General features: G+C 75.0%; 12 protein-coding genes. 6 read left to right on the top strand and 6 right to left on the bottom strand.

Translation table 11 applies throughout. From position 1 onward, the window contains the following. Positions 1-102: 102 nt before the first annotated feature. Together V7E45_RS32680 and V7E45_RS32675 are read left to right on the top strand one after the other, a co-directional pair. Positions 103-3,336, top strand: coding sequence for a BTAD domain-containing putative transcriptional regulator (locus tag V7E45_RS32680; RefSeq protein WP_333777857.1), 3,234 nt, complete (start codon positions 103-105; stop codon positions 3,334-3,336). Between the two features lie 66 nt (positions 3,337-3,402). Further along, positions 3,403-4,815, top strand: a complete 1,413-nt coding sequence (locus V7E45_RS32675; RefSeq protein WP_333777856.1) for an FAD-binding oxidoreductase — start codon at positions 3,403-3,405, stop codon at positions 4,813-4,815. Positions 4,816-4,959: 144 nt separating this feature from the next. Here V7E45_RS32675 and V7E45_RS32670 read toward each other — a convergent pair whose 3' ends face one another. Then, positions 4,960-5,136, bottom strand: a complete 177-nt coding sequence (locus V7E45_RS32670; protein ID WP_333777855.1) for a hypothetical protein — start codon at positions 5,134-5,136, stop codon at positions 4,960-4,962. 63 nt (positions 5,137-5,199) lie between these two features. Next, on the bottom strand, positions 5,200-8,061 hold the full coding sequence (locus tag V7E45_RS32665) for an AfsR/SARP family transcriptional regulator (RefSeq protein ID WP_333777854.1): 2,862 nt from the start codon (positions 8,059-8,061) through the stop codon (positions 5,200-5,202). A 96-nt stretch (positions 8,062-8,157) separates the two neighbouring features. On the opposite strand from V7E45_RS32665, the gene V7E45_RS32660 reads away from it, so the two are divergent. Then, entirely contained in the window at positions 8,158-8,403 is a 246-nt protein-coding gene (locus tag V7E45_RS32660) for a Smr/MutS family protein (protein ID WP_333777853.1), read from the top strand. A gap of 10 nt (positions 8,404-8,413) precedes the next feature. On the opposite strand, the gene V7E45_RS32655 is transcribed toward V7E45_RS32660, so the two are convergent. Continuing rightward, a complete protein-coding gene (locus V7E45_RS32655; RefSeq protein WP_333777852.1) occupies positions 8,414-8,890 on the bottom strand; it encodes a DUF6174 domain-containing protein in 477 nt (158 codons plus the stop codon). Between the two features lie 69 nt (positions 8,891-8,959). After that, positions 8,960-10,174 carry an MFS transporter gene (locus V7E45_RS32650; protein WP_333777859.1) on the bottom strand — a complete coding sequence of 405 codons (1,215 nt, stop codon included), beginning with the start codon at positions 10,172-10,174 and terminating at the stop codon, positions 8,960-8,962. A gap of 187 nt (positions 10,175-10,361) precedes the next feature. On the opposite strand from V7E45_RS32650, the gene V7E45_RS32645 reads away from it, so the two are divergent. From V7E45_RS32645 to V7E45_RS32635, 3 genes are all read left to right on the top strand, one after another. Continuing rightward, positions 10,362-11,234, top strand: coding sequence for a trypsin-like serine protease (locus tag V7E45_RS32645; RefSeq protein ID WP_333777851.1), 873 nt, complete (start codon positions 10,362-10,364; stop codon positions 11,232-11,234). A 258-nt stretch (positions 11,235-11,492) separates the two neighbouring features. Continuing rightward, entirely contained in the window at positions 11,493-13,406 is a 1,914-nt protein-coding gene (locus V7E45_RS32640) for a glycoside hydrolase family 5 protein (RefSeq protein WP_333777850.1), read from the top strand. 247 nt (positions 13,407-13,653) lie between these two features. Further along, positions 13,654-15,705, top strand: coding sequence for a SpoIIE family protein phosphatase (locus V7E45_RS32635; protein ID WP_333777858.1), 2,052 nt, complete (start codon positions 13,654-13,656; stop codon positions 15,703-15,705). A gap of 87 nt (positions 15,706-15,792) precedes the next feature. Here V7E45_RS32635 and V7E45_RS32630 read toward each other — a convergent pair whose 3' ends face one another. Both V7E45_RS32630 and V7E45_RS32625 read right to left on the bottom strand, forming a co-directional pair. Then, positions 15,793-16,833 carry a LacI family DNA-binding transcriptional regulator gene (locus tag V7E45_RS32630; RefSeq protein WP_333777849.1) on the bottom strand — a complete coding sequence of 347 codons (1,041 nt, stop codon included), beginning with the start codon at positions 16,831-16,833 and terminating at the stop codon, positions 15,793-15,795. A gap of 65 nt (positions 16,834-16,898) precedes the next feature. Further along, positions 16,899-18,187, bottom strand: a 1,289-nt coding sequence (locus V7E45_RS32625; protein ID WP_333777848.1) for a glycoside hydrolase family 3 C-terminal domain-containing protein, incomplete at its 5' end; no start/stop codon positions are given.

The raw sequence follows: 18,187 nt of genomic DNA, 5'->3' as shown, positions 1-18,187 counted from the left end.
ACGCTGAGGGGCGCCGCCGGGGCAGGGCGGGTCCACGGCGTCGGCGTCCGCCCCCCCAGGTCCCGGCCGGGGTCCGGCGGTAGCCTGCTGCTGAGGACAGCGATGGGTGAGGACGTGTGCATCCGGCTCCTCGGCGGGTTCGCCGTGACGGTCGAGGGCCGCCCGGTCGCCGCCGGGGCATGGCGCCTGCGCAAGGCTCGCAGCCTGCTGAAACTGCTGTCCCTGGCGCCGGGACATCGGATGCACCGGGAACGGCTCTACGACCTGTTGTGGCCGGAGCTCGACCAGGCGGCCGCCGCGAACAACCTCCACCAGGTGCTGCACGCCGTGCGCCGGGCACTGGCGTCCGCGGGGGCCCGGGCCGAGGTCGTGGTGCTCCGCGACGACATGGTGCTGCTCGACGGCGGCGACGGCGACGTGCGGATCGACCTCGACGCGTTCGACGCGCTGGCCCGGCGGGCCTCGCACGGCGGCGGTGTGGCGGACCACCGCGCCGCGCTCGCCCTGGCCGCTTCCGGACTGCTGCCCGAGGACCGCTACGAGCCCTGGGCGGACGAGGCGGCCGGGGCGCTGGAGACCCGGCTCACCGTGCTGCGGCTGGGGCTGGGCGAGGCTCTCGAGCACGAACACCGCACGGACGAGGCCATCGACGTGCTGCGCGTCCTGATCGCGCGGGACCCCCTGCACGAACCCGGCCACCGGGCCCTGATGCGGGTGCTGGCCGGCGCGGGGCGGCGCCCGGAGGCACTGGCCGTCTACGAGCGACTGCGCGACGCGCTCGGCGAGGCCACCGGCGCCGATCCCGACCCGCAGACCCGCCGCCTGTACCGGGTGCTGCTGACCGACTCGGTCGAGGACCCGGACCCGCGCCCTCGGCCCCCGCGGCACAACCTGCCGGCGCCGGCGACCGCCCTCGTCGGGCGGGAGCGCGAAATGGCCGAGGTGGCGCGGCTGTTGGGGCGCGGCAGGCTGCTGACCCTGACCGGAGCCGGCGGCTGCGGCAAGACCCGGCTCGCGCTCGCCGTGGCGGCCCGTCGGGTCGACGGCTTCCGGGACGGGGCGTGGTTCGTGGACCTCGGCGCCCTCGCCGAACCGCATCTGCTGCCCGAGGCGGTGGCGGCTGCCCTGGGGCTGCACCTCCCGCCGTCCGGCGGCGCGCGGGACGCGCTGATCGCGCAGCTGGGCGGCCGGGAGACACTGCTGGTGCTGGACAACTGCGAGCACCTGATCGAGGCGTGTGCCGCGCTCGCCTCGCAGGTGCTGGCCCACTGCCCCGGCGTCTACGTGCTGGCGACCAGCCGCGAGCCGCTGCGCAGCTACGGGGAACGCACCTTCCGGGTGCCCTCCCTCGAACTGCCGGACCCACGTCGGCTGCCGACCCTGGAGGAACTGGGCCGCTTCGCGTCCGTGCGGCTGTTCGTGGAGCGGGCGGCGGATGCGGCCCCCGGCTTCCGGCTGACCCCGGGCAACGCGGCGGCCGTGGCGCAGATCTGCTTCCGGCTCGACGGGATGCCGCTGGCCCTGGAGCTCGCGGCGGCCCGGGTGCACGTGCTGGCCCCGCTCCAGATCGCCGAGCGGCTCGACGACGCGCTGGCCCTGCTCGGCCGGGGCACCCGGTACGGCGCGACCCGTCAGGAGACACTGCTGGCCACTCTGGAGTGGAGCCACCGGCTGCTCGACGACGACGAGCGGCGGCTGTTCCGGCGGCTCGCGGTCTTCTCGGGCGGCTTCTCCCTCGTCGCGGCCGAGGAGGTGGGCGCGGACGGCTCCCCCGCCGTCCCGGTGCTCGATCTGCTCGGCCGGCTGGCCGACAAGTCCCTGGTGTGGGTGGAGCCCCGGCAGGACGAGGTCCGTTACCGGCTGCTGGAGACCATCCGGCAGTACGCGGCCGGACGCCTGCGGGCCGCCGGGGAGGAAGCGGCCACCGAGGCTCGGCACCGGCACTTCTACCTGGCCCTCGCCGAGACGCAGGACCACGAGCGGGCCACGGGGGTGTCGGGCGCGACCTCGCTGGAACTGGAGGCCGACTACGGCAACCTGAGGGCCGCCCTGCGCTCCTTCCTGCGCCACGAACCGGCCGACGCGCTGCGCCTCGCCGTCGCCCTGCGGTCGTTCTGGCCCGAACGGGGGCGGCTCGCCGAGGGCCGGTGCTGGCTCGACGACACCCTGGCCGCGGCGCCGGAGCCGACCCCGCAGCGGGCGAGGGCGCTGATGGGCCAGGCCGTGCTGGCGATCCGGCTCGGTGACGGCTCCCCGCTGGAGGACATCGCCGAGCAGATCGTCGGCATCCACCGGCTGCGGCGGGACCCGCCGGCGCTGGCGTACGCCCACTGCCAGCAGGCCGTCCTGCTGTGGATGCACGGCGCCCCGGACCGCGCCCGAACCGCCCTCGACCTGGCACGTGCTCTCGCCGAGGAGGCGGGCGACCCCTCCGTGCTCGCCGCCGCCGCGCACCTGGAGGGCGTCTGGGCCGTCTGCCGCGGCGAGGGCCGGGCGGCCCGCGAGGCCTGCGCGGCCGGACTGCGGCTGCTCGACGACGTCGACGCCGCGAGCGAGCCGTTCTACCCCGTCATGACACCGGGCTACGCGGTCGAGGACGACGACGCGGCGGGACAGGTGTCGCTGTTCTTCGAGGAGACCGTGCTCGCCGGCCGCGCGGTCGGCCCGTCCCGGGCCCGGGGCTACGCCCTGGTGAACCTCGCGTGGGCGAGCCGGCTCGACGGCGACACCGGCGCCGCCGCCGAGGCGGCCGAGCGGGCCGCCGACCGCTTCCGCGCGCTCGACGACCCGCACGGCGAGTCCCTGGCGCTCAACGTGCTCGGCAACGTCCACCGGGGCCGGGGCGACTTCGACGCGGCGCGGAAGTGCCTGGACGCGGCGCTGGCGATACGGGGCCGGCTCGGCGACCGCCGGGAGGAGGGCATCACCCTCGGCTGCCTCGGCCTGCTGCACCTGGCCGAGGGCGACACCGAGGCCGCCCGGGCGACGCTGGCCCGGGTCCTCGCCGGCTTCGAGGAGACCGACGACATCCCGGGCACCGTCAACAGCCTGCTGCACCTGGGTCTCGTGGCGCGGCAGGCCGGGGACACGGCGCGCGCCCGCCGTCTCCTGGACCGCGCCCGGCGCCTCGAGCACGTCGCCGGGTCGACCAACGCCGCCGGCTGGGTCGGCCTGATGCTGGCCCGGCTGCTGTGGCAGGCGGGCGAGCGCCGGGACGCCAGGGCGGCGGCCGACTGGTCCGGTGACCTCTTCGCGCGGCTCGGCGACGCCCGGGGCCCCGCCCTGTTGCGGCGCGCGGTACCGCCCGAGCCGGCCCGCAAAGCGGCTGCTGAGTGAGTGCTAAGAGCCGCTGCCTACGGTCCTTGGTGTCGGTCAGAGCACATTCGACACGAGGAGCCGACCATGTCCATCGACACCGCACGGGGCGTCCTGGGGGACGCCACCATCGCCGAACTGGAAGCGGGCCTGCGCGGCAGCGTCGTCCGCCCGGGCGACGCCGGGTACGACGAGGCCCGCGCCGTCTGGAACGGGGCGCACGACAAGCACCCGGCGCTCGTCGTGCGCTGCGCCGGGACCGCGGACGTCGTCCGCGCCGTCGAGTTCGCGCGCAGCCAGGACCTGCCCGTCGCCGTGCGCGGTGGCGCCCACAGCATCGCCGGGTTCTCCACCTGTGACGACGGCATCGTCATCGACCTTTCGCGGATGAAGGGCGCCCTCGTCGACCCCGTACGGCGGCGGGTGGTCGCCCAGGCCGGCATGACCTGGGGCGACCTCGACCACGAGACGCAGGCCTTCGGCCTCGCCGTGACCGGTGGGCTGGTGTCCAGCACCGGTATCGCCGGCTTCACGCTCGGCGGCGGGGTGGGCTGGCTGCTGCGCCGGCACGGGCTGGCCTCCGACAACCTGACGGCGGCCGAGGTGGTCACCGCGGACGGCCGGGTGGTGCGCGCCGATCCGAGGGAGCACTCCGAGCTGTTCTGGGCCCTGCGGGGCGGCGGCGGCAACTTCGGGATCGTGACCTCGTTCGAGTACCGGCTGCACCCGGTGGGCCCGCAGATCCTGGGCGGCCTGATCGTCTACCCCGCGGAGCAGGCCAGGCAGGTGGTCACGGGCTGGCGCGAGCTGACCGGAGACATGCCCGACGACCTGACGACACTGGTCAACCTGACGACGGCACCACCTCTGCCGTTCCTGCCCGAGGAGGTCCACGGCAGCCGGATCGTCGCGCTGCTGGGCATGTACGCGGGCGACCTCGCGACCGGCGAGGCGGCCGTCGCTCCGCTGCGCAAGCTGGGCACGCCCGTCGCCGACGTCATGGGCCCCATGCCGTACACCGCGATGCAGTCGCTGATCGACCCGCTGTGGACGGCCGGTGCCCACAACTACTTCACCTCGGCGTTCATCGACCCGTCCGACACCGCGCTGGAGTCCGTGCTGCGCCACCACAGCGGGACCCCGACGCCGTCCAGCGAACTGCATCTGCACCAGCTCGGCGGTGCCTTCGCCCGCGTACCCGCCGACGCCACCGCCTTCAGCCAGCGCGATCACGGCATGCTGTGCAACGTGATCGCGCGGTCCCCCGAGGCCGCGGGCTTCGACGCGCACGTCGCCTGGGCACGCGCCACCCGCGAGGACATCGCGCGGCACGGCCGTGGCGCGACGTACGTCAACTTCACCGGCGACGGCGCCGAGGACAAGGTGCGCGCCGCGTATCCCGGCGCGGTGCGCGAACGGCTCGTCGCGGTCAAGGACGCCTACGACCCCACGAACATGTTCCGGCTCAACCAGAACATCCGGCCCTCGGCCGCAGCCTGACCGCGGCCGTCCGCCGGGGACCCGGCGGACGGTGGAGGACCCGGCGGGCCGGGGCGCGTGATCGCGTGCCCCGGCNCCCCCCCCCCCCCCCCCCCCCCCCCCCCCCCCCCCCCCCCCCCCCCCCCGGGGCCCTGTGCCGGTGTGTCAGGCGTTCCCGGTGTCCTGCACCCGCTCGCCCTCGGCCTGGGACGGCTCGGACCGGGGGACGTCCGGGTGCTGTTCCACGCCGGTGCGTTCGGTCGGCTCGTCGCGCTCGCCCTCGGCCTGGGAGGGAGTGTGCGAGTACAGCCCTTCGTCGTACTCCGAGGCTCCGTTGCCCATGACGGCCCCCTTCGCTCGCTCACCCTCCATACTCCTCCCGGAACCCCTACGGGGCGACACAGCTCAGGATTCCGCGAGCCGGGCACTGATGCGTTCGGCGTCGGCGTGGGACAGCTCGGCGTAGAGGGCGAGGGCGCTCCCCCAGGCGGCCCGGGCGGCCTCGTGGTCGCCGGTCGCACGGTGGACGTCGCCGATGCGGACCAGGGAGCCGGCCTCCTCCGCCGGTACGCCCGCCTCCCGGTAGAGGGCGAGCGCCCGGCGGTATCCGGCGAGGGCCCGCGGATGGTCGCCGAGGTGATGGTGGGCGTAGGCGATGCTGTCCCAGGTGGCGGCCTGTCCGACCTGGTCGCCCAGTTCCTCCAGCATGGTCAGGGCCTCGGAGCAGTGGTCCAGGGCCTGCCGGTACTCCCCGAGCGTCGCGTGGGACCAGCCGACCGCGTTCAGGGCGGAGGCCTGCGCGGCCGGGCTGCCGGTGGCACGGAGCACGTCGAGCGCCAACTGGTCGTGCCGCAGCGCACCGTGCAGGTCGCCGCGCTGCTCGGCCTCCCAGGCGAGGCTGCGGTGGACGCTGGCCCGGCCCGCGTCGTCCCCCAGCCCGGTGAAGAGGTCCAGGGCCCGTGCGAGGTGGACGGCGGCTTCGTCGTGCAGGCCGAGGCGGCCCTCGGCGCGGGCCAGGCCACGGACGCTGTGGGCCTCAAGGACGGGGTCCGCGAGGCGCAGCGCCGCGGCGTGCGCGGTGTGCTGGACGGCCACCCAGTCGTGCCAGTGCCCCTGCCGGTCGAAGAACCGTTCGAGGGACGACACCAGGAGGCAGGCCACGCGGTCCGCGCCGGAGTTCGCGGCCGCGTGGACGACCGCGAGCAGCACCGCGTGCTCGGCGGTGAGCCAGGCCAGGGCCCGCTCGTCGTCGTCGAGTGGTTCGGGGCGGGTGTCCTCGGGGGCCGGGTCGAGCGGCATCCCGTCCGCGTACGGGGCGATCAGCAGACCGGCGGCGTGCGCGGTGTGCAGGTAGTGCCGGAACAGCCGGTCCGCCGCGGCCCGGCGGGCGGGTCCGTCGTGCTCGGCGTGGGCCAGTTCGGCGGCGTGGGCGCGCAGCAGGTCGTGGAAGGCGTAGCGGCCCGGGGTGTGCTCGCTGATGAGGTGCGCCCGGCTCAGCTCGGTGAGCAGCGTGTGCGCCGCCGGTACGGTGAGCCCGGCGAGGGCCGCCGCGGCGGGTGCCGTGACGTCGGGGCCCGGGTGCAGTGCGAGCAGCCCGAACAGGCGGCCGGCGTCGGGCGGGAGGGCGCGGGAGGACCAGGAGAAGACCACGCCGACGTCGGCGGACGCGTCGGCCCTGCTGAAGGCGTCGAGGCTGCCGTGGGCCTCGCGCAGTTCGGCGGCGACGGCCGACAGGGAGAAGTGCGGATGGGTGGCCGCGCGGGCGGCGACGCAGGCGAGGGCGAGCGGCAGTCCCGCGCACAGCGCGGTGATCTCGGCGACGGCCTCCGGTTCGGCGTCGGTACGCTCGACGCCCAGACGGCGGACGAGGAGTTCGCGCGCCTCCGCCACGTCGAGCGGCCGCAGTGTGAGGGCGTGGGCTCCGTGCGCCGCCACCAGGTCGGTCAGCCGGTCGCGGCTGGTGACGATGGTGAGGCAGCCGGGTGCGGCGGGCAGCAGCGGCCGCACGTGTTCGGTGTCCCGGGCGTTGTCCAGCAGGACGAGGAAGCGGCGGCCGGCGAGCATGCCGCGGTACAGGGCGGTCTGGGCGTCGAGGTCACGCGGGACCTGCTCGGGGGGCACTCCCAGCGTGTCCAGGAAGCCGCGGACGGCCTCGGCCGGGGTCATGACGGCGCCGGACGGGTCGAAGCCACGCAGGTTGACGTAGAGCTGTCCGTCCGGGTAGCGGTGGCTGACCCGGTGGGCCCAGTGCACGGCGAGCGTGGTCTTGCCGACCCCGGCCATCCCGCCGATCGCGTTGACGACGACCGTGTCGGTGGCCCCCGCGTCGCTCGACAAAGCCCCGAGTGCCTGGTCGAGTTCGGCCCGGCGACCGGTGAACGTGTCCAGGTCGTAGGGGAGTTGAGCCGGCACGGAGACCGCGTGCGGGACGGGGGCGGCGGTGGCCGCCGGCCCCTCACCGGAGTGTGTTCCCGCGGTTTCCGCTCCGACGGCCGAGAGGGGTGTCCGGCCGAGCAGGGCCGCGTGGGCGTCGCGCAGTTCCGCTCCGGGGTCCATCCCCAGCTCGTCGGCGAGCCGGGACGCCACGGTGCGGTAGGCGGCCAGCGCCTCGGCCCGTGCGCCGGTGGCCGAGAGGGCGAGCATCAGCCGGGCCAGGAGCGGTTCGTCCAGCGGGCTGTCCACGGCGGCCGCGCAGAGCCGGGGCAGGACCGTGGCGGGCACACCCGCGCCGAGCGCGGCGTCGGCGGCGTCCTTCAGGGCGGCCAGGTACTCGCGGTCCAGGGCGCCGAACGCCGCGTGGGCGCGTGCCTCGGCGGGGATCCCGGTGGCGGCGGGGCCCTGCCACAGGGACAGGGCTTCGGTGAGCAGGCGCGCGGCCCGCGCCGGGTCCGCCGCCGCGGCGGCCCGGCGGCCGTCGGCGAGCAGGGCGCGGAACCGCAGCAGGTCCAGGGAGTCACTTTCGGTGACCATCCGGTATCCGCCGGCGCCCCTGAGGAGCCAGCGGCCCGCGCCCCGGGCGGGGAGCCCCGGCTCCAGCAGGCGGCGCAGGGAACCGACATGCCTGCGAACCATGCTGAGCGCGGTTCCGGGTGGGTTCGGGCCCCACAGCACGTCGATGATCTCCGCCGTCGCGACCGGCTGACCTGCCCGGACCAGCAGCAGGGCGAGCAACGCACGTTCCCGCGGGCCGCCGAGGTCGAGCTCCGCCCCCGCCCGCCAGGCACGGACGGGTCCGAGCACCGCGAACCGCGCTGTCTCCGGTGTCACGCCTCTCCCCCTCCGCACCCCTGCCGATCACTCTACGTCATGCCGTGACCCTCAGTCACAAGGTGTATGTTCGTCCCGCGTACTGAGGAGGCCCGCATGATGTCGCTCGATCTCCACCCGATCTTCCGCAACAACCGCGACATCGAACTCGCCTTGCGGCAGTTCCTGTTCCGGGCGAACAACTCCGGTGAGACGGTCGTGGAGATCATCCCGGGCAAGGGGTCGGGCCGGCTCAGGGAGCGCGTGCTGGCGTTCCTCGACCAGAAGCACATCAGGAAGCTCTACGTCCGCCGGGAGGTCGACTCCGGCAACGCGGGGCGGATCCTCGTCCATTTCAGGTGACGGTCGCTCGTCATCCGGCGCCGGTGACGGCGTAGTCGCCGATGACGTACCGTGCTTCGTCGTCGACGGCGTCCGCCGACCGGTCCAGGGTGATCCGCAGCGGGTGCCCGTCACCGGAGTAGCGCGCCTGCGCCGTGTCCGCGCCGTCGCGCCGCGCCTCGGCCAGTTCCCTCAGCAGCGCGCCGATGGTGGGCACCGCGTCCGGTGCCCGGCGCACCACGGCGCGGCCCTGCTCGTCCAGCCCGGCCACATGCGCGACTTTCCGATCGCGTACGGTCACCCGGAACGTACCGATCAGCAGCCGCTCTCCCCCGGTCGACCTCAGGGTGTAGGTGTAGGCGGCAGGCTCCGTCCAGGCGGTGCTCCCCGCCTGTTCGGCCGGGTGGGACCGGGCCTGCCCCTGGCAGCCGGCGGCCATCCAGACGAGCCCCGCGACCAGCACCGGGCGGGACAACGGGAAACGGCGCGCGGAACGGACGAGTCTCATCAGGTGCCTCTCACCTTCGCCGGCGGTTTCTCCTTCGACGCCGGTGGACGACGAGACGTTCATCCACTGTCACGCCTCCTCCGGCTCCGCAGGCAGGTTGCGCCGCAGCCACACCCCCACCGCCGCCACGAGCACCACCGCGCACCCGGTGAACACCAGCCCGGCACCGCGCAGCCCCAGCGCCAGCGACATCGCGCCCACCCCGACGACCGGCAGCGAGATCCCGATGTACGCGACGACGAAGAACGCCGAGATGGTGGCGCCCTGGTGGGTCTCGGGGGCCGCGGAGCTGACCTCCGTGAGCCCCGCGCGGAACGCCATCCCCTGCCCCACGCCACCGGTGGCCGCGCCGACCAGCAGGAACGGGAAGGACTTCAGGAGCAGCGAGGCGCCGATGAGGAGCAGCCCGGCGACGAGCACCCCGCAGCCCCAGGGCAGGGCTCTGCGGGCGCCGATCCGTCCCATGAGCAGTTGTCCGCAGGTCGAGGCACAGAACAGGCAGAAGACGACGGCACCGGCGACCGCCAGGTTGTGCTCCCCGAGCGTCTGGTTGAGGAAGGCCGGGGTCACGGCGGTGAACAGGCCGAGCACGGAGAAGCCGGCGAAGGCGGCCAGGGCGCACGGCCCGAAGACCCCGCGCACCTCCGGCGGGACCGTCATGCCCTGGGGCCGCAGCGACGGCCGCGGGTCGCGCCGGCGCACGGTCTCGGGGAGCAGCCGGACGATCAGGGTGGCGACGGCCAGGAGCCCCAGGTGGACGGCGAACGGAAGTTTGAGAGGCGCCGGGGCGTACTCGGCGAGGATGCCGGACAGGAGGGGGCCCAGTCCCAGGCCGCCCATGTTGGCCGCGGTCGCCGCCAGTCCGGCGCGGCCGCGCCTGCCCGGCGGGGCGAGTTCGAGGACGGCCGCGGTGCCGGTGCCGCTCAGCAGTCCGGCGGAGAAGCCGGACAGCACCCGGCCGGCGAACAGCAGCGGCAGTCCTCCCTCGGCCAGGAAGCACACGGCACTGAGCGCGGCCAGGCCGAGCGCGGCCAGCAGCATCGGCCGCCGCCCCAGCACGTCGGAGAAGCCGCCCGCGACGAGCAGGGCGGCGATGACGCCGAGCGCGTAGACCGCGAACACGACCGTCACGACCAGTTCGGAGAAGCCGATCTCCTCGCGGTACAGGCCGTAGAGCGGCGTGGGCAGCGTGGTGCCCATCATCCCGACGGCGAACACGCCCGCCGCGGCCTTGTACCCGGGCCGGAACCGTCCCCGCCGGTCTGTCTCCGTCTCGCTGGTGATCACGCCTCACCTTAGCCAACGGTCAGGGGCATCCCTGTGCGATCGCAACGCCGCGCTCCGCCGTCCGGAGCGGCGCGGGATCGCCGCGGGGTCGTCGCGGTCTTGTCGCGGGGCGCGTCAGGCACTTCAATGCCGTCTACCTCCCACAGGAGAACACCTGTCCCACACACCCAGTGAAGGGGGCTTCTTGACCGCCGTACGCGTCACCGCCGTGACCGCGGCCGCCTGTGCCGCCGTGCTCGCCGCCGCCCTGCCCTCGTCCGCGATCAACTCCTACAACGCCTCCCCGGCTCCCGAACGCACCGAGGTCGGCGCCCTCGTGGCCGCCTGGGACGACGACGCTGATCCGGCGACCCCGGACCGGGTCGACTGGGTGTGCTCCGGCACGATGGTCGACGCGGACACGTTCCTGACCGCGGCGCACTGCACCAGCGACTGGCCCGCCGGCGTGCGGTTCTACGTGTCGCTGGACCAGGACGTCCAGGCCGGGCTCGACGCCGCGGCGAAGCGTTACCCGGGCGATCCCGCCGCCCAGGCGGCCGCCGTCGGCGTGGCGGGCACCGCCCGCACCCACCCCGACTACCCGGGCCCCGCCTCCGACCCGCACGACATCGCGGTGATCGAGCTGCCGGCCGCGCGGGTCGCCGCCCGCTGGTCCTTCACCCCGGCCGCACTGCCGACCGCGAACCAACTGGGCGCCCTGGCGCCGCAGGGGCTGAACTCCACCGACTGGGTGGTCGCCGGTTACGGCACGCAGGAGGCGGTGAACGGCCCCGGCGGGCAGACGCATCCCGGCGGCGGCGTCCGGATGAAGGCGCCGCTGTCGTTCGACGCCCTGAACCCCGCCTGGGTACGGCTCGCCATGACCCGGCCGCAGGGCAACGGCGGCGCCTGCTACGGCGATTCGGGTGGCCCGAACTTCGCGGTCCTGAACGGCAGGCGGGTCCTCGCCGCCACCACCATCACCGGTGACACGCCCTGCTACGCGACGAACGTCGCCTACCGGCTCGACACCCCCGGTGCCCGGGCCTTCCTGTCCCCTTACGTCGACCTGCCCTGAGTTCCGGTCCCTTCCCCCGGGGAGGGGACCCACTCCCGCCGGTTCGGCGCGACCGGCTCATGCCGCGGTCGGTGCCGCTCGAACAGGTGCTGATCCGATCACCGTGAGGGAGAGCGGGGCGAGCGGTCCGAGCTACGTCCGGGCCGCCGCGGTGCGCGGATCGCGCCGCGTGTGCCGGCCGTCTGGACCTTCCCGGCGGGACAGGGCACCGTACAGCCCCGGAGAACGGTTCCCCCACACCAACCGAGGGCTGTCCACATGTCGATGGCACCAACTGTCCTGCGCCTGGCGGGCGCGGTCGCCGGCCTCGTGCTCCTGGCCGCGCAGACGACGACGGCGTCCGCCGCGCCGCCGCCCCGCCCGCCCACCGCCCCACGTGCCGCCTCCGCGGCCGCGCAGACCTGGTATCCGCCCCTGTCCACCCGGGGCCGCTACATAGTCGACGCCCGGGGCGACCGCTTCCGGCTGAAGGGCGCCAACTGGGACGGGGCGCAGGGGTCCTGGACGGGCAGCGGCGACATCGGCGATCCGGCGAGCCATCACGCGGGCCAGGACTCCCACGGGATACCGCTCGGCCTCGACCGCGTTCCGCTGGACGGGCTGCTCGCCGACTTCCGCGAACTGGGCATCAACACCGTCCGGCTGCCGTTCTCCAACGAGATGATCCACAGCACGGCCGCGGTGCCCGACAGTGCCGTGGACGCCAACCCGCAGTTGCGCGGAAGGACACCGCTTCAGGTCTACGACGCCGTCGTGGACGCGCTCAGCCGGGGCGGGTTCGCGGTCATCCTCAACAACCACACCAACACCTCCCGTTGGTGCTGCGGGGTGGACGGCAACGAGCGGTGGAACACCGGGCAGTCGACCCGGCAGTGGGCCGACGACTGGGTCTTCATGGCCCGCCGCTACGCCGGGGTCCCGGGGGTGGTCGGCGCCGACCTGTACAACGAGGTCAGACGCAACGTCCTGGACGACCCCAACTGGGGCCTGAGCGACGACCACGACTGGTACGCGGCCGCCCAGCTCGCCGCCGACCGGATCCTCACCGAGGGCGACCCCCGTCTGCTCATCGTCGTCGAGGGCATCAACTGGACCGGCCTGCCCGTCGACGGGCTCCCGCACGGCCGGCCGCAGCTCACCCCCGTGCGCACGCTCTCGCACACCCTCGTGGACGCGCACAAGCTGGTGTACTCCGCCCACTTCTACGGCTACACCGGTCCGCACCACAGCGGTGCCACCGGCATCGGCGAGACACATGACCAGCGCTACCAGGACATGACCCGCGAGCAGTTGGGCGCGGCGCTCGACGACGAGGCGTTCTTCGTCGAGGAGAGCGGCCGGCACTACACGGCGCCCGTCTGGGTGAGCGAGTTCGGCATCGGGAGCGGCGAGACGAACCCGGCGGCCCGCACGTGGTTCGGCGACATGACCGACTACCTCGCCGACCACGACGCCGACTTCGCGTTCTGGCCGCTGGTCGGCTTCGAGGGCCACGACGACTGGGCGCTGCTGCGCTACGACGGTGCCGGGCACCGCTCCGGTGTCCTCGACGCCGGCGACTGGCGCGGCACGGCCTGGCGGCACCTCATGTCCGCGCCCGGCACGACCGGACCCGTGGCGTCCGTGCCGACCTGGCGGATGCTGGCCACCGGCCACGGCGACGCGGTGGAGTCGCTGCGCGCACGGGCGGCGGGCGACTGGGACCCCGGGGCCCGCAAGGCCGCCTGCCCGGACGGGCTGCGGCTGGTCGGCCTGGGGCACACCAGCGGCCGTGGCCTGTGCACCGACGCCGGCACGGCGGCTCCGGCCACGGACGCGGGGCAGACCGTCGTCACCGACGAGCGGTACGTGCCCGCCGGCGGCGACTGGGCGTCGGGGTACACGAAGCTCCAGTGCCCCCCGGGCGGTCTGCTGACCGGCTACAGCGTGCGGGGGGAGCGGGTGTCGGCGGCGCTGTGCGTGCCGGGCCGTACCGCGCTCGCGGGGGCCGCCCGCACCGTGTGGTTCGACCGGTCCGACAACCGTCCCGTCGGTGCGGCGGGCGGTGACTTCGCCGAGGGCGACTACAAGGGGCAGTGCGCGGCGGACGAGTACGCCGCCGGGATCGCCTTCACCACGCGGTTCGGCAGCCGCCCCGGGCCCGCCGCCCTGCTGTGCCGCACATTGCCGTGAGCGCGTGACCGGCCGGGTACCGCGGCGGCCGTGGTGGTCGCCGTAGGTGCCCGGCCTTGGCAATGATCGAGGGCGGGAATATCGTCCTGATATGTCGCGTGAACGCCATACGTCCCACGGTGGGGCGGTCGACACCCCGAGTGACGACTCCGCCGGGCCGTTCGTGCGCGACCCGGGTCGGGCGAGCGACCCGCCGGTGGGCGACGGCTCGGTGGACGACGCGCTCGGGAGCGGCCTGACCGACGTCATGCGCCGCACCGGCGCCTCGATCGGCGGTCTCTACCTGATCGACGACCCGGCACGGATGCTGCGGCTGGTGGCGCTCTCCGGGCTGCCGGTGGAGTTCAGCCGGCCGTGGCAGCGCCAGCCGCTCAACGCGCCCGTACCGGTCGCCGACGCGATCCGGGACGACCGCCTGGTGTGGGTCGGCGGGCAGGACGACATGACGCGCCGCTACCCGCGCGCCGCGGCCGTCCTGCCGTACCGCTTCTCGCTGGCGGCGGTCCCGCTGAACGGGGTGCGCCGCTGCTGGGGAGGCATGGTGCTGATGTGGCCCGGCGATCACCCGCGGGACGCCTCGTCGCGCGAGCGGAGCCACATCACCGCGAGCGCGCACCGGCTGGCGCGGCTGCTGGACGACTCGCCCCGGCCGCCCGTCCTTCCCGAGGTGCCGCGGGCCCTCCCGCTGGAGACCGCGCGCCACCCCGGGCACACCCACATGACCGCGGTCGACTATCTCGAACGCCTGCCCGAAGGAGCGGTCGCGCTCGATCTGGAGGGCCGCATCACGTTCGTCAGCACGGCCGCCGCCCGGCTCCTCGGCCGGCCCGCGGAGCGCCTGCTGGGCGCACGGCCCTGGCAGGCGCTGCCGTGGCTGGACGACCCGGTCTACGAGGACCAGTACCGCACCGCCGTGATCAGCCGGGTCCCGTGCTCCTTCGACGCGCTGCGGCCGCCCGACCAGTGGCTGACCTTCCGGTTCTACCCGGACAGCAGCGGCATCAGCGTCCGGGTCACCCGGCACGACGACCAGGGGGCGGCGGACACCGCGCCGGCCACCGCCGGACGGCCCTCGGCGGCGCCGACCGGCCGCCTGTACCAGTTGGTGCACCTGGCGGCGGCCCTCACCGAGACGGTCACCGTACGCGACCTCGTCGGGCTCATCGCCGACCAGATCCTCCCCGCCTTCGGCGCGCAGGCGACGGTGCTGTCGGCGGCGGACGCCGGACGCCTGAAGATCATCGGTCACCACGGCTACCCGGACGACATCATCGAGCGCCTCGACGGGCTGCCCCTCGACACCGAACTCACACCGGCCGGACGCGTCCTGACCAGCGGCGTCCCCGCTTTCTTCGGCAGCCCGGACGACCTGGGCCGCGATCACCCGCGCGCTCCCCGGATGAGCGGCAAGCAGGCGTGGGCCTTCCTGCCCCTGGTCATCACGGGCCGGCCGGTGGGCTGCTGCATCCTGTCGTACGACGAACCGCACGTGTTCACGGCCGACGAGCGCGCCGTCCTCACCTCGCTGGCCGGTCTCATCGCCCAGGCGCTGGACCGCGCCCGGCTCTACGACACCCAGCACCGCCTGGCGCAGGAACTCCAGCGGGCCCTGCTGCCGCGCACCATGCCCGCCGTGCCCGGCCTGTCGGTCGCCGCCCGCTACCTGCCGGCCGGCCACGGCGTCGATGTCAGCGGGGACTTCTACGACCTGCTGCGCCTGGACGACACGACAGTGGCCGCGATCATCGGCGACGTGGAGGGCCACAGCATCGCGGCGGCCACCCTGATGGGACAGGTGCGCACCGCCGTCCACGCCCACGCCACCGCCGGCGCGCCACCGGACCAGGTCCTGGCCCGCACCAACCGGCTGCTGGTCGATCTGGACTCCGAGCTGCTCGTGTCCTGCCTCTACGCGCACGTCGACCTCACGCGCGGCCGGCTGACCCTCGCCGGCGCCGGCCACGTGCCCCCGCTCCTGCGCGAGGGCCCGGGGGCGGGGCGAGTCCTGGACATCGAACCGGGCCCCCTGCTGGGCATCGGCACCGACGTGCGCTATCCGGTCACCGCCACCGCGCTGCCCCCGGGAGCGATCCTCGCCCTCTACACCGACGGCCTGGTGGAACGGCCGGGGCAGGACGCCTCCCGGGCCACCTCCGACCTGCTCAGGCACCTCACCACGGCCGACGACCGGGACCTGGAGGAGCTCGCCGACAGCCTCGTCCACCATGCGTGGCCCACCGGCCAGTGCACGGACGACGTCACGCTGCTGCTGCTGCGCGCGGCACAACTGCACCACTAGCGCTGGCAGTTGCCGCCCGAGACTGTCCTGAACCGGCCTGCTGTTGTGCCCGCGAGCCCGCCTGACGGCGCGGCTCGGGCCCACTGGTCAGGCGGAGTCCCGCACCACCAGCTCCGGGTCGAAGACGACGGAGGCGGGCGCGGTGCGGGTGCCGTGGATGTGCTCGTCCAGGAGGCGGGCCATGTCGGCGGCCATCTCCTCGACGGGCTGGCGGACGGTGGTGAGCCGGGGCCGGCAGGCGACCGCGACGGTGGAGTCGTCGAAGCCGACGACCGCGACGTCCTCGGGCACCCGGCGGCCCTGCTCGCGCAGCACCTGGCAGGCCCCCTGGGCCATGAGGTCGTTGGCCGCGAACACACCGTCGAGGCCGGGGTGCTGGGCGAGCAGGTCGGCCATGGCCGCCATGCCGCTGTCCAGGGTGAAGCCGCCCTCGGCGACGGGGACGTACGGCTGCCCGTGCCGGGCCAGGGTGTCGCGGAAGCCGGCCAGCCGTTCCTGGCTCGCGGCGACCGCCAGCGGGCCCGAGACGGTGGCGAGCCGGCGGCATCCCCGGGCGAGCAGGTGCTCGGCGGCCAGCCGCCCGCCGTCGCGGTGGGCCAGGTCCACATAGCTGAGCGGGACCGGGCGGGAGGGACGGGCGAAGAGCACGGCGGGAAGCCGGGCCTCGGCGAGCAGCGCGGGCAGGGGGTCGTCGGCGTGGCTTGAGACGACCAGCGCGCCGTCGGCACGGCCCTGGCGCAGATAGGTCAGCACCTCCTGGCGGGACTCGGCGGACTCGGCGAACATCAGCACCGGGTGCACCGAGCGCGGCCGGAGGAAGCCGACGATCCCGGCGACCACCCGCCCGAAGAACGGGTCGGCGAACACCCGCGCGGCGAAGGCGGCCTGGGCCTCTTCCGGTGCGTCCCCGACGCCGGAGACCACCAGCGCGACGGTCTCGGCCCGCCGGGTGACCAGGGAGCGGGCGGCCCGGTTGGGCGCGTAGCCGGTCCGCTCGATCGCCCGGCGGACGGCCTCCTGGATCGCCGGGTCCACGTTGCGTACGCCGTTGACGACCCGGGACACGGTCGCCCGGGAGACACCTGCCTCCCGGGCGACGTCCTCGAGCGTCGGGGCCTGTCTGCTCATGCCCGCACCCTAACGGCCCCGCGGGCCGAGAGCATAGAGCGCTCTCCGTGACCGCGCCCCGCCGCTCAGGCCCGCTCGCTCACCCACGTCTCCAGGCTCAGCGGCACCTCACCGGCCGAGGGGCCGGCGAGCACCCGGCACGGACCGGGAAGCGTCCGCCACTCACCGGCGCGCACGTCCCAGTGGCGCAGCGAGCGCCCCGGGACCACCACCGTCGCGACGACCGTCTCGCCGGGCCGCGCCCTTACCTCCGTCCAGCCGGCGAGCCACCGCCGCGGGTACTCGACGGCGCTCACCCGGGGGCGGGCCAGGTAGACCTGTACGACCTCCCGTCCGGCCCGCCGACCGGTGTTGCGCAGCCGTACCCGCACGGTGACGTCCTCCCCCGGCGCGGTCCGCGCCGGGCCCGAGATCTCCTCGTACGACCAGGTCGTGTAGCCGAGTCCGTGCCCGAACCAGTAGGCGGGCGTACGTCCGGCGCGCAGCCAGCCGCGATGGCCGACGTGCAGGCCCTCGTCGTAGGTGAGGCGCCCGGCTTCCGGCCGGGTGCGGGTGACCGGGGCGTCGTCGAGCGCGGCCGGCCAGGTGGTGGGCAGCCGCCCCCCGGGCTCGGCCCGGCCGAGGAGGACGTCGGTGAGGCCACCGCCCGCCTCCTGCCCGGGGAACCAGGCGAGCAGCAGCGCGCCGACCTCGTCCCGCCAGGGCAGCTCGACCGGGCCGCCGCTGTTGACCACGGCCACGGTGCGCGGATTGGCCCGGGCCACGGCGCGGACCAGGGCGTCCTGGTCCGCGCCGAGCGAGAGATGGGTACGGTCGCGGCCCTCCTGCTCCTGCTGTTCGCCGGTGCCGACGACCACCACCGCCGCGTCGGCGTCCCGTGCCGCCCGGGTGGCAGCGGCCAGGGTCTCGGCGCGGCCGGGGCCGGTCGGCGCGGCGCCGACGACGGTGGCCCGGCCCGTGCCGGGCGCGAGTTCCCGGCGGGCGACGAGCAGTGGGGCCGTGCCCGCGGTCAGCTCCGCGGTCACCACCTGGGTCGGCGGGCTGACGTGGATCACGGCGGGGTCGTCGGTCGTGGTGCGGAACACCCCTTCCAGGAGCGGCCGTCCGTCGAGGTGGAGGCTCAGCCGGCCGAATCCGGCGACGCCGATCCGCCAGGGCCCTGTCACCCGTGGCCGCAGTCGCGCGCTGATCTCCACGGTATGCGCCCCCGCAGGCAGCGGTGGCTCCAACTGACGGCCGCTGAAGCGGTGTTCTGCGTGCAGTTCGGTGCCCGTGGCGTCCAGCACCCGCAGCAGGACGCCGGGGGCACGGGTGCGGGGGTCGGAGCCGAGCCTCGGGTCCAGCGGCGGGGGCC

This window comes from Streptomyces sp. IBSBF 3136, from assembly GCF_036815105.1.
GTDB lineage: Bacteria > Actinomycetota > Actinomycetes > Streptomycetales > Streptomycetaceae > Streptomyces.
The sequence above is the reverse complement of the archived record's forward strand: the minus strand, read 5'-3'. Positions and strand labels throughout refer to the sequence as shown.

Excerpts from the sequence above, each read along its gene's own strand:
- V7E45_RS32635 (WP_333777858.1), top strand. The coding sequence starts at position 13,654 with ATGCGCCGCACCGGCGCCTCGATCGGCGGTCTCTACCTGATCGACGAC.
- V7E45_RS32630 (WP_333777849.1), bottom strand. The coding sequence starts at position 16,833 with ATGAGCAGACAGGCCCCGACGCTCGAGGACGTCGCCCGGGAGGCAGGT.
- V7E45_RS32680 (WP_333777857.1), top strand. The coding sequence starts at position 103 with ATGGGTGAGGACGTGTGCATCCGGCTCCTCGGCGGGTTCGCCGTGACG.
- V7E45_RS32670 (WP_333777855.1), bottom strand. The coding sequence starts at position 5,136 with ATGGGCAACGGAGCCTCGGAGTACGACGAAGGGCTGTACTCGCACACT.
- V7E45_RS32655 (WP_333777852.1), bottom strand. The coding sequence starts at position 8,890 with ATGAGACTCGTCCGTTCCGCGCGCCGTTTCCCGTTGTCCCGCCCGGTG.
- V7E45_RS32640 (WP_333777850.1), top strand. The coding sequence starts at position 11,493 with ATGTCGATGGCACCAACTGTCCTGCGCCTGGCGGGCGCGGTCGCCGGC.
- V7E45_RS32675 (WP_333777856.1), top strand. The coding sequence starts at position 3,403 with ATGTCCATCGACACCGCACGGGGCGTCCTGGGGGACGCCACCATCGCC.
- V7E45_RS32660 (WP_333777853.1), top strand. The coding sequence starts at position 8,158 with ATGATGTCGCTCGATCTCCACCCGATCTTCCGCAACAACCGCGACATC.